The organism is Undibacterium sp. TC9W (assembly GCF_049339865.1).
Taxonomy (GTDB): domain Bacteria; phylum Pseudomonadota; class Gammaproteobacteria; order Burkholderiales; family Burkholderiaceae_D; genus Undibacterium.
On record NZ_JBMPPJ010000011.1, the window covers coordinates 47,807 to 60,020 of the forward strand.

Below are 12,214 nucleotides of genomic sequence, written 5' to 3' on the forward strand. Positions count from 1 at the left end.
ATTTCTTAAATGATTTAGTGTATTTAATTCCTTACAGTGTATTCAAATCAATACAATGTGTCGTTTTATGTACATTACCGAGGCTGACCTCTACACTGATTGATGACAGAAATTCATTGTGTATTGAATTCAATACAGTTTTGAATATATTTACCGATTGCCGTTTGTAAGTTGTTGAATTTATTCAATAAATTTTTTTGGCACAAGGATTGCTTCTACAAATCACGTTAGCTTACGTGATGGAGTGGTGAAATATGATGCAAGTAGCTGGAAAAGCAGGCGCAGTACTTCGTATTGATCTGAGGGCAGTACGGGATAACTATCGCCTTTTGCAAGGCATGCTGGGGTCAGGGCAGTGTGGGGCTGCGGTGAAAGCCGATGCCTATGGTCTGGGTGTGGTACCCGTTGCCAGAGCCTTGCTGCAAGAATCTTGCAGGCATTTCTTTGTGGCACATCTGGAAGAGGCAATTTTCTTGCGGCCACACCTGCCGGCAGAGGCAGAAATCTATGTCATGCATGGTTCGCCGGTAGGCTATGAAGCAGAATTCCTCGAAAATAATTGCATACCAGTATTAAATAGTGTCAGTCAGATAATATCCTGGCAGCAACTTGCGGCGAAAATACAACGTACTCTGCCAGCCATCGTGCAATTTGATACCGGTATGGCACGCATGGGGCTGTCCGAGGCTGAAGTAAATCAATTGTTTGCAAAGCCTGAGTTGCTTGACGGCATACAGGTGCAATATCTGATGAGCCACCTGGCCAGCGCCGAAGACCAGTCCAATCCCGCCAATCAGCAGCAACTGGCTGCTTTCAATGCGCTGCGGGCGCGTATGCCAGGTTGCAAGGCCAGCCTGGCCAATTCTTCAGGCATTTTTTTAGGAAAGGACTTTCATTTTGACCTGGCCCGCCCGGGTGCTGCCTTGTATGGCGTGGCACCTGTTGCAGGTCAGGCTAATCCCCTTAAGCCGGTCGCTTATTTGCAGGGCCGGATTATTCAGACACGTGAAATACCCGCCGGTACTGGTGTTGGTTATGGTGCCACCTGGCGCAGCAAGGAAACCAGTCGTATCGCCACTGTGGCGGTCGGTTATGCCGATGGCTGGTTGCGTAGCCTCAGTAACCGCGGGATTGCCCATATCGCCGGATACGCCGTCCCCATGGTTGGCAATGTGTCCATGGACACCATTACTCTGGATGTGACTGCGGTACCTGCAGAGCATTTGCAGCCCGGTGCTCTGGTAGATCTTATTTCTGCTCAGAACACAGTAGATCAGGTCGCTGCCAGGGCGGGTTCCATAGGCTATGAGGTGCTGACCAGCCTGGGCGCGCGCTATGAGCGCAGTTACAGCGACTGAAGCAGACCTGAAGCGCAGCGGCACGGACCAACGGAATAAATCGACAATTAAAGTATAAGCGGGAGAAAAAAATGAAAGTAGTGATCTTGGGTGCGGGTGTTATCGGTACAGCGTCAGCCTATTATCTGGCCAAAGCAGGTCATGAGGTGACTGTCATAGAACGTCAGCCATCAGCAGGCCTGGAAACCAGTTATGCCAATGCAGGCGAAGTTTCTCCAGGTTATTCAGCGCCATGGGCAGGCCCTGGCGTTCCTTTGAAAGCGATCAAATGGCTGATGATGCAGCATAGCCCGCTGGCGATACGCCCCAGCTTTGACCCGACCATGTGGCGCTGGGTTACGCAGATGCTGATGAACTGCACCAGCAAACGCTATGAAATCAATAAAGGCCGCATGTTGCGCATGGCTGAATACAGCCGAGATGTCTTGCAACAATTGCGCAGCGATACAGGTATCAGCTATGACGAACGTACCCAGGGTACGCTGCAACTGTTCCGCAACCAGCAACAACTGGACGGTGCAGAGGCCGATATCGCCATCCTCAAACGTTACGATGTGCCTTACGAAAAACTGGACAAGGCCGGTTGCCTGAAAGTGGAACCCGCACTGGTCAATGTGCAGGATAAATTTGTCGGTGCCTTGCGCCTGCCAGGTGATGAAACCGGAGACTGCTTCAAGTTTACCCAGAGCCTGTCCACATTCGCGCAAGAACTGGGTGTCCAGTTCAAGTACGGCGTCAGCATACAAAGACTGGTCAAGAGCGGCGATACGATCACTTCTGTCATCACCTCGGAAGGTGAGATCAAGGCAGACTGTTTCGTATTGGCACTTGGCAGTTATTCCCCGATTCTCTTGAAAGAATTGGGCATCAAGATTCCTGTTTACCCTATCAAGGGCTATTCAATTACCGTTCCGATTACCGACGCACAAAAAGCGCCGGAATCGACGGTCATGGATGAGACCTATAAAGTCGCAATTACCCGCCTGGGCGACCGCATACGTGTCGGTGGTACTGCCGAAATCACCGGCTATAACCTCGACCTGCGTGCAGACCGCCGTGCCACCCTGGAGCATTCAGTGACTGATCTGTTCCCTGGTGGTGGCGACGTCAGCAAAGCTGAATTCTGGACTGGCCTGCGTCCCATGACGCCGGACGGCACCCCTGTCATTGGTCCTACGCCTTACCGCAACCTGTACCTGAACACCGGTCATGGCACGCTGGGCTGGACCATGGCTTGCGGTTCTGGTCAGTTCATTGCTGACGTGGTTTCTGGCAAGCGCCCGGCTATTTCTACTGAAGGTTTATTCATGGACCGTTACGGCAGCGTCAACAGTCCAATTTTTATACACAAGGAGTTGGCATGAATGCAATTGAAGAATTACTGTCATCAACCCAGGTCTTTTCTGATGCCAATCTGAATGCGCGGTTTTTTACCGCCATAGAGTTGCTGGCACAAATCATGATGGTCATGCCGCGCACCGCGAATATCACTGCGCTGGCACAGGCAACAGGCAAGACCCCGCGCCTGATACGCTCGATACTCGCAGTGCTGAGCAAAGATGCCCTGGTCAGCCGTGACAGCAAGGAAAAGGATGCCTGGCATTGTCGTGACTGCAATGGCATCATCACCCTGGCAGATGTTTACCGCAGCTTCGTCAATGCAGAAGAACGCGCTGCCTCCAAGGCAATTGAAAAAGCCGTTCATGAAGAAGAGGCAGAAGTGCCACAGGAAAGACGCACTACCCGTACTTCCAGCCAGCAAAGTGTCGATCTGCTGATGATGCAAGTTAAAATGACGCTCAATCGTGCAGTCTTGCAGCAACTGGAGCAATTTGACCTGGGCCGTTTGCGTGGCCTGGCATCGAATAGCGCTTTCCGCCGCCAGCATGCCCGTCCACGTGGTTATATCCCGGAACCGTATTAATCCGCACATTAATCATACTTGATCAGACTTTCATCGTTTCATCATAAAGCAACGCATGCGCATCAATATCCAGTTCAAGGACAGAGTAGGTATTGCCCACGAAATACTGGCGGTATTGGCGCGTCGCGGGCTCAATGTGGTGGCGGTTGAAGTTGATCCACCAAACATCTATATCGATAGCCCTGAACTGCTGGAATTCATGCTCCCCTCATTGCAGGCTGATTGCCAGTCTGTGCGTGGGGTAGGTGAAATCAAGGTGCTGGATGTCTTGCCAGGCATACGCAGGCGTCTCAATCTCGACACAATGATGGCCGTCATGGAAGACCCGGTGCTGGCGATTGATGCCAGCGGCCATATCGTGATTGCGAATGTCGCTGCTGCCACGGCAACCCGCATGAGTGAAGCCAGCCTGTGCCAGCGCAGCCTGAACCAGGTGCTTGACGATGCCGGCATACAGGAAGAACTGGTCAATTGCGGCTTCCGCCTGCCCAGCCGTGAAGTCAGCCTGAATGGCGAGCCTTATTTCATGGATGTGACACCGGTATCCGAGCCACAGGGCGTCGATATTACCCATGGACGCTCTGTAGGTGCCGTGCTGACCTTTCACGCACCTACCCGCATAGGTGGTCGCCTGCATGCCCTGCAGCATTCTGAAGGCAGTGGCTTTCATTTCATCATTGGTGAATCTGAACAGATAAGCAGCCTGAAAACCAAGGCAGCACGGGTAGCGGTGGTTGATGCCCCTTTACTGATCACGGGCGAAACCGGTACCGGCAAAGAATTGCTGGCCCAGGCTTGCCACGGTGTCAGTGGCCGCAGCAATGCGGCTTTCCTGGAATTGAACTGCGCAGCCTTGCCAGAAAGCCTGGCAGAGAGCGAGTTGTTTGGCTATATGTCCGGCGCCTTCACCGGTGCCCAGCGTGGCGGCAAACCTGGCCTGTTTGAAATGGCTGACGGTGGCACGGTCTTTCTCGATGAGATAGGCGAGATGTCGCTGTACCTGCAGGCCAAGCTGCTGCGTTTTCTGAATGATGGCAAATTCCGCCGCATAGGCAGTGATAAAGAGGTCAAGGTGAATGTGCGCATCATCAGCGCCACTCACAGGAACTTGCGCAAGATGGTGCAGGAAGGCAGTTTCCGTGAAGACCTGTTTTACCGACTGAATGTCTTGCACCTGGAAATGCCAGCCCTGCGCGAGCGCCCTGACGATATCCTGCCATTGGCCAGGCATTTCATAGAACGTGCCTGCACTCAGGCGCAAAAACCGGTATGCCGTTTGAATTCATCAGCCTGTGCAGCCCTGGTGTCGAATCATTGGCCAGGCAATGTCAGGCAATTGCAGAATGTCGTGTTCCGCGCGATTACCATGTCAGACCAGAGGGTACTGGAGGCTGCTGATCTTGATTGGGCCGAAGGCAGTATCACGGCAGAAGTGGTGAAGAGCGATGCTACCGAGAGCTGGGAGTTGTCGGTGAATGCCTTTGAGCGCAGTTTGCTGGAAAACCTGTATCCGCAATATCCATCCAGCCGCAAGCTGGCGACACGCCTGGAGACTTCACATTCCATGATTGCTACCAAGCTGCGTAAATACGGTATCCCGCAAAAACGCTAAGCACATGTTTATGATCTTAAGCGCTAACGCAACTGGAGTTAATGCGGGGCCTCATGCGCTGCTCAAAATGCTCATGTACTGGACTACATTCCGCTTTTTGCGCTGCGTTTTAATATTACCCTGACCCCGCTGACGCTCGCTACAGATCGTAAACACGTTCTAAGTCAGTGACTTGGCTTATTCAGCCAGTTCTTCCGGGTCTTCAGGTAAATTGACTGCAGGTATCGTGTATTTCTCTTCAGCCCAGGCACCCAGGTCTATTTGCTTGCAGCGTTCAGAGCAAAAAGGACGCCAGCGGTTCGCTTCTTTCCATTCCACCTTGGTTTTGCAGGTGGGACAATCAACAAAAGTAGCCATGTTCAGAAATTACAGAGAGTCAGGTCAAACGGAATATCGTTTTCATAAGCCTTGGGCTTCATGTCGCCATCCTGGGACATAAAACGTATCCACAACATATATTTATTCGCAGAGATTTCAGGTATGGCACCAAGTTCCTGCAGGACATTGACGCGCAATAACTGATAAACCTTGCCTTGCAGCATCTGTTGGTAGCTGCCAGCCTGGGCGATGACTTTGGATGTAGAGCCAGATTCGCGCAACAGGCGCAAGACCACATTGATGGCATCAAACAGCGGGGCGATAGGGGCAAACCAGGCACTGATGTCGGCAAAGCGTTTTTCTGCCGTATTTTTTTGCCAGGCATGGTAGCTGGGCAAGTCAAATTCACAGGCGCCGCCAGGGATGATGGTGCGGCCACGTATGCTCATCAGCCATTCATTGTCGCGTATGTTCTGGCCGGTCTTGCCTGTACTGGCAACCAGGGCACTGCTGGCGCGATCGACGTCATCCAAAACTTTGTCCAGCATTTCCGCCTGTACATTGGGATTGGATTTGAAACTGATGAGTGTGTGTCTTTGTCTTTCGAGTTCTTGCAAGAGATCGGATTTGAGGTCGGCGCGACCAGCGACTTCCAACATTTCAAAAATGGTGGCAAGGGCAACGTGATGCTGCATGGGGTCAGACTGATGCAAGAAAAACGTGAATTTTTCGTATAAGTCTTCCAGCCGCAATAACGTGCGAATACGCTCGTTAAAAGGGTATTCGTAAACAATCAAAATAGTTTCCCTGTCAAAATTTGGTGCTCATCAAAGCTGCACATGATTCTGAACCATACTGTGTGAAATTACAAACATCGCGTGCAGATTTCCGTTATTTTTTTTGTAGGAAAATGTTGCATGTGCTTTCAATATCCTCTCGCTGATACTGGCGTTTGCGTGCAGGCTTAGTCTCTAATGCTTTTTTTTGCCAGTCTTAGATACAGCTCATGCAAGTGCAAAACTTCTTCGCTTATATTTTTAAGGTCGCCATTGTTGACGATGACATCATCAGCGGCAGCTAGCCTGGCTTGCCTGCTGGCCTGGTTGCGCATGATGGCCTCTACCTGTTCACGACTTAACTGGTTGCGTGACATGACGCGTTTGATTTGTGTCTCTTCATCGCAATCAACGACCAGGATGCGATCTACGCGCTGTTTCCAGTTGCCTGACTCTACCAGCAGCGGTACGACGAAAATACGGTAGTCACCTGTGGCTTCGTTTGCTGCACGTTCTGTTTCTGTACGTATAAGCGGATGCAATATGGCTTCGAGCTTTAGTTTTTGCGCCGTATCGGCAAACACCAGTTGCCGTATGGCTGCCCGGTCCATCGCTCCATCTGCGGCGATAAATGCATCACCAAATTGTGTGCGTATGGCAGGAATGGCCAGACCACCCGGCACCGTCAACTGATGGGCGATCAGATCGGTATCGATCAGCGCTGCGCCCAGTTCACCCAGCATATTGGCAATTGTGGTTTTTCCGCTGCCTATACCGCCTGTCAGGCCTAATGAAAAAACAGGCGCATGATTGCCAGCCATCACAAGGTGCTCAGATAAAAATCGACAATTTGCCGGCCCCAGATCAGTGCTATCAGACCGGCACCAGTCAGGTAAGGGCCAAAGGGAATTTCTGTTTCCCAGCCAAATTTCTTGGAGATAATTTGTCCTATACCGATGACAGAGCCGACCAGGGTCGATAATAAAACAATAACTGGCAACATGCTCCAGCCCATCCAGGCACCAAAGGCTGCCAGTAGCTTGAGATCGCCGTAGCCAAAGCCGGGTCTGCCACGCAGTTTTTCATAAATCCAGTTGATTAACCATAGCGACATGTAGCCAATGGCGGCGCCCACTACTGCGTCTTTCAACGTAGCGAAACCGCCGTAGGCATTCAACAGCAGGCCTAGCCACATCAGGCTCAGGGTCAGGTCATCCAGCAGCAATTTATGGTCTATGTCGATGAAGGTCATGGCAATCAGAAACCAGACAAAGATCACCGCACTCATGCCCATCACACCGCTGCCAAAATGCCAGATCATGCCAGCAGTGAGCAGGCCCGTCAGTGCTTCTATCAGGGGATAGCGTATGGAAATTTTGGCTTTGCAGCCTGTGCATTTGCCACCAATGACGAGGTAGCTGATGATGGGTATATTTTCCAGTTCCGTGATCTTGTGCCCGCAATGCGGGCAGGCAGAGCGAGGCAGCATCAGGTCAAACCTGTCCTGGTGCGGCAATGGCTCCTGCCTTTGCTCTGCGACAAAATTATCCACTTCACGCAGATACATTTTAGGCAGGCGATAAATCACCACATTCAGGAAACTTCCTATCAGTAGTCCCAATAGCCCGAAGGCTATTGTGGACAATCCATGCTGCGGACCTGCAAATAAAAACGTCTCAATCATCCTGCGACCGAACCCATTTTGAAGATAGGCAAGTACATGGCAACCACCAGGCCACCAATGACCACACCCAGAATCACCATGATGATAGGTTCCATCAGGCTCGACAGGGCAGCAACGGCCTCATCGACTTCATCTTCATAAAAGTCGGCAACCTTGCCCAGCATCTGGTCCAACGCACCGGATTCCTCACCAATCGCCACCATTTGCGTGACCATGGGAGGGAAGACATTGGCATTCTGCATGGCGACAGTCAGGCTTGTACCAGTACTGACCTCAGTCTGGATTTTGATGGTTGCATCCAGATACACCGCATTACCGGCTGCACCGCCAACGGAATCCAGGGATTCAACCAAAGGCACACCAGCGGCAAACATGGTGGCCAGCGTGCGTGTCCAGCGAGCGATAGTTGCTTTTTTGATTACATCACCAAAAATCGGTGCCTGCAATAACGCTCTGTCCATGAATTGTTGCATCTTCAATGAGCGACGCCATGTCTGCATGAAGAAGTAAATGCCGCCAAACAAGCCACCAAAGATGATGTACCAATATTTGACGAAATTGTCCGAGATGTTCATGACGATCAGTGTCGGTGCTGGCAACTCGGCACCAAAGCTACTGAAGGCCTGTTTAAACGCCGGAACCACCCAGATCATGATAACTGCGGTCACGATAAAAGCGATACCCAGAATGGCGATAGGGTAAGTCAGCGCTGATTTGATCTTGCCCTTGATGGCCATGGTTTTTTCTTTGTACAACGCAAGGCGGGTCAGCAAGTCTTCCAGAATACCGGCTTGCTCACCTGCACCCACCAGATTGCAAAACAAGGGATCAAAATACAGGGGGAACTTGCGGAAAGCCGCGTTCAGACTGGTCCCGGTTTCTACGTCACCACGGATATCCTGCAATAATTTGGACACGGAGGGGTTGCTATGGCCTTTGGACACAATATCAAAGGACTGCAACAGCGGTACACCTGCCTTCATCATCGTTGCCAACTGGCGGGTAAACAGAGTAATGTCTTTATCAGTAATCGCCTTGCCGGAGGTATAACTCTTCTTTTTTAACTTGGTAACAAGGATGCCTTGCCTGCGCAGGGTGGCATTCACAATGGCTTCACCGCCAGCGCGCGTTTCACCCCTGACGACCTTGCCAAATTTGTCCTTGCCTTCCCAGGCGTACAACTGCTCCTTGGGTTGCCCTGCTTTTGCTGATTTTGCCAGATTGGTTGCCATATTAATTTTCTCTTATTATTCGTTGGTACATCCGAGGACTTCCTCGAGGCTGGTCAGTCCCTGTCTGACTTTCATCAATCCGGATTGCCGTAAATTTCTGATGCCTTCACGCTGCGCCTGCTCTTCAATATCCAGGGCACCAGCACTGGCAAGTATCAAGCGTTCTATTGGTTCGGAAATAGGCATCAACTGGTAGATACCGACCCGGCCTTTATAGCCGCCGCCATTGCAGCGTTCGCAGCCCACCGGACCATAAGGTTTCCAGGTGCCATCAAGATCATCATCCTTGAAGCCAGCTGCCAGCAAGACTTCATCGAGAATCTCAACTGGTTTCTTGCAAGTGCAAAGACGGCGTGCCAGCCTTTGTGCCGTGATTAGAATGACAGAGGATGCGATATTGAACGGCGCCACACCCATATTCATCAGGCGGGTCAGGGTGGCAGGTGCATCATTGGTATGCAGGGTAGAGAACACCATATGGCCCGTTTGTGCAGCCTTGATGGCGATATCAGCGGTTTCCAGGTCACGGATCTCACCCACCATGATGACGTCAGGATCCTGACGCAGGAAAGACTTCAGCGCCACCGCAAAAGTCAGGCCAGCTTTGTCGTTGACATTGACCTGATTTACGCCAGGCAAGTTAATCTCGGCCGGATCTTCGGCAGTCGAGATATTGATGCCAGGTTTGTTAATGACGTTAAGGCAGGTGTACAGAGATACGGTTTTACCAGAACCGGTAGGGCCGGTCACCAGCACCATGCCGTACGGGCGTTGTATCGCCTCCATCAGGATAGCTTTGTGGTCTGGGTCGTAACCCAGCGCATCAATACCCATTTGAGCTTGCGAACCGTCCAGGATACGCATTACGATCTTTTCGCCAAACAGGGTGGGCAATGTGCTCACACGGAAGTCGATCGCCTTGTTGGCGTTCAATTGCAATTTCATACGACCATCTTGCGGAACACGCTTTTCCGAGATGTCGAGTTTGGAGATAACCTTGATACGGGAAGACAACTTGTCTTTGATTGCCAGCGGCGGCTGGGCAATTTCCCTGAGCTCACCATCCACGCGGAAGCGTATGCGGTAGAACTTTTCGAAGGGTTCAAAATGCAAATCGGATGCACCTAGATTAATCGCATCAATCAGCATTTTTTGCAGAAATTTAACGACAGGCGCATCATCAATTTCAGTAGCCTGTGCTTCAGCCGCCGCACCTGCGCCGAGATCATCTTCCTTGAATTCCAGCTCAAATTCATCGCCTCCGATTTCATTGAGGCTCTGCTCTGAAGACTTGCCCAGCTTATCCAGCAATTTAACCAGGGCATCGTGCTGTACGATGATGATGTCTATACCCAGACCGGTCTGAAACTTGACCTGATCGAGGGCAGAGTTATTGGTTGGATCAGAGATCGCCAGGGATACTTTATTGCCTTTTTTGGCAATAGCAATCAGGCGCTGAGATTGCATGAGTTTTTGATCAACCAGCTTTTCCGGGATCTGCGACTCATTGATCAGTGATAAATCCAGCAAGGGATAGCCAAAGGCATCCGAACAGAAGGTCGCCAGGTCGCGTGCGCTAACGGTGCCGCTCTGCGTCAGGGCATCAATAAAGCCGGTTTTGTCTGTCTGTGCTTTTTTACTGACAGTTTCAACCTGGGCGGCAGTCAATAAATTGGCCTGCGTCAACGCTCTCGCCAAGCCAGAGCTTGGCATCTGGGATGCTGAATTTGGTAAGACTGCGGACATAGGATCTTTTGAGTAAAATTTGCCAATACAATCAGTTGCCTTAGGATAATGCAACTAAGCCTGTTATTTGTAAAGTCGTTCCCCAGTGTGCAGGCCGGGAAATGGGCAAAAAATGCAGCACTGTTACAACTGCATCGAGTTTTAAATCTATTTGCTAATGACGACAAAGATCTACAGCTTCTTTACTCTGTATAGAATGTTTTCCGGTAAATTGCCACGCTGAATTTACCAGTCTTTTGTTTCCGCGGTGCCGCATGGATTTTAAGCAGGGATGTGACCCTGCTTAATTTTGTAACAATCTGTTAAATCCACGAATTTGTCGATTTAATGATTCCTTCCGACGGCGAAGGCGCAAAGCTTGATCATGGCCTGTTTATATTGATTGTCTGGCCAGGCCGAAATGGCTTTTGCGGCACGCTCAGCAGCTTTCACAGCTTCATTTTGCGTATATGCGAGAGCACCTGATTGCGTAATGGCAGCCAGTATCGCATCAAATTTCGATTCGTCACCATTTTCTATGCAAGCGCGTACCAGTTCGCGCTCTTCTGATGTACCGTTTTTCATCAGGTAGATCAAAGGCAGAGTAGGCTTGCCTTCGCGCAAGTCATCACCAACGTTTTTGCCTATGTCCTCGGCATTGCCAGAATAATCAAGAACGTCATCAATCAGTTGGAAGGCGGTTCCCAAAGACCGTCCATATTCGCCTGCGGCTCCGATTTCCGTCTGATTGGCACCCGCAATGAGGGCACCAATTTCTGCTGCTGCCTCAAACAGTTTGGCAGTTTTTGAGCGTATCACCTGCAGGTAGCGTTCTTCAGTCACGTCTGGGTCATGCATATTAAGCAACTGCAGAACTTCGCCCTCGGCGATGACATTCGTCGCGTCAGCCAGGATTTGCATGATTTGCATGCTGTTGATGGACACCATCATCTGAAAGGCACGTGAATACAAAAAGTCACCTACCAATACCGAGGCAGCATTGCCAAACAGGGCATTGGCCGTCTTGCGGCCACGGCGCATGGAGGACTCATCTACCACGTCATCATGCAACAGGGTGGCTGTGTGTATGAACTCAACAATGGCGGCCAGCTCATGATGATGCTTGCCTTGATATTGAAAGGCATTGGCCACCAGCAAGACCAGTACCGGGCGTATGCGTTTGCCACCGGCGCTGATAATGTATTCGGCGATCTGGTTGACCAGGGCAACTTCAGAATGCAATTTGTTGCGGATTACCTGATTCACTTCGTCCATATCGACGGCGATCAGTTCAGTGATGGGGTTTTGGTTATTTGTGGCAGACAAGGGAGAACCTGCTTAAGAATCCGGGATGACCGCGATTATACGATGCAGTGCTGGTATTTGCTTGAATTGCACCAGTTCTCTTGCACTTCATACAGGTATTGCAAGTCAATTGCCTGTTTACTATGAGTGTGCTGAAAAAATATGCAAATAGTCTTTGACGCGTTGAACAGGATTATGTACAATTTGGGGTTTTCCCGACTTCCCGGATGTATTTTTGTCTGGCGGGGGAGAAAATTCTTAATTTTTATTTGATGAGGTT

The 12,214-nt window shown here is 50.7% G+C and carries 11 protein-coding genes; 4 read left to right on the forward strand and 7 right to left on the reverse strand.

The genetic code is table 11. The features are described 5' to 3' along the window. Positions 1–254 precede the first annotated feature (254 nt). The 4 genes from alr (at position 255) to ACO0LN_RS16700 (ending at position 4,894) form a co-directional block, all read left to right on the forward strand. A complete protein-coding gene (gene alr / locus ACO0LN_RS16685) occupies positions 255–1,358 on the forward strand; it encodes an alanine racemase (RefSeq protein ID WP_422975702.1) in 1,104 nt (367 codons plus the stop codon). Positions 1,359–1,429: 71 nt separating this feature from the next. Beyond that, positions 1,430–2,722 (forward strand): D-amino acid dehydrogenase, encoded by a 1,293-nt coding sequence (locus tag ACO0LN_RS16690; protein WP_422975704.1) that lies wholly within the window; start codon positions 1,430–1,432, stop codon positions 2,720–2,722. Beyond that, on the forward strand, positions 2,719–3,282 hold the full coding sequence (locus tag ACO0LN_RS16695) for a hypothetical protein (RefSeq protein ID WP_422975706.1): 564 nt from the start codon (positions 2,719–2,721) through the stop codon (positions 3,280–3,282). The genes ACO0LN_RS16690 and ACO0LN_RS16695 overlap by 4 nt, the downstream gene beginning before the upstream one ends. 55 nt (positions 3,283–3,337) lie before the next feature. Then, positions 3,338–4,894 (forward strand): sigma-54-dependent transcriptional regulator, encoded by a 1,557-nt coding sequence (locus tag ACO0LN_RS16700; protein ID WP_422975707.1) that lies wholly within the window; start codon positions 3,338–3,340, stop codon positions 4,892–4,894. Between the two features lie 177 nt (positions 4,895–5,071). Here ACO0LN_RS16700 and ACO0LN_RS16705 read toward each other — a convergent pair whose 3' ends face one another. From ACO0LN_RS16705 to ispB, 7 genes are all read right to left on the reverse strand, one after another. Then, on the reverse strand, positions 5,072–5,251 hold the full coding sequence (locus ACO0LN_RS16705) for a DNA gyrase inhibitor YacG (RefSeq protein WP_162039882.1): 180 nt from the start codon (positions 5,249–5,251) through the stop codon (positions 5,072–5,074). Positions 5,252–5,253: 2 nt separating this feature from the next. Beyond that, on the reverse strand, positions 5,254–6,009 hold the full coding sequence (gene zapD, locus ACO0LN_RS16710) for a cell division protein ZapD (protein ID WP_422975709.1): 756 nt from the start codon (positions 6,007–6,009) through the stop codon (positions 5,254–5,256). A 167-nt stretch (positions 6,010–6,176) separates the two neighbouring features. Continuing rightward, positions 6,177–6,809: a dephospho-CoA kinase gene (coaE, locus tag ACO0LN_RS16715; RefSeq protein ID WP_422975711.1), complete on the reverse strand. Its 633-nt coding sequence runs from the start codon at positions 6,807–6,809 to the stop codon at positions 6,177–6,179. Then, positions 6,809–7,633, reverse strand: coding sequence for a prepilin peptidase (locus ACO0LN_RS16720; protein ID WP_422975713.1), 825 nt, complete (start codon positions 7,631–7,633; stop codon positions 6,809–6,811). Before ACO0LN_RS16720 ends, coaE begins: the two co-directional genes overlap by 1 nt. A gap of 35 nt (positions 7,634–7,668) precedes the next feature. Further along, entirely contained in the window at positions 7,669–8,904 is a 1,236-nt protein-coding gene (locus ACO0LN_RS16725) for a type II secretion system F family protein (RefSeq protein WP_422949548.1), read from the reverse strand. 15 nt (positions 8,905–8,919) lie between these two features. Continuing rightward, positions 8,920–10,650 (reverse strand): type IV-A pilus assembly ATPase PilB, encoded by a 1,731-nt coding sequence (gene pilB / locus ACO0LN_RS16730; protein ID WP_422975715.1) that lies wholly within the window; start codon positions 10,648–10,650, stop codon positions 8,920–8,922. Positions 10,651–10,974: 324 nt separating this feature from the next. Continuing rightward, positions 10,975–11,955, reverse strand: a complete 981-nt coding sequence (ispB, locus tag ACO0LN_RS16735) for an octaprenyl diphosphate synthase (protein WP_422975717.1) — start codon at positions 11,953–11,955, stop codon at positions 10,975–10,977. Positions 11,956–12,214: the final 259 nt, after the last annotated feature.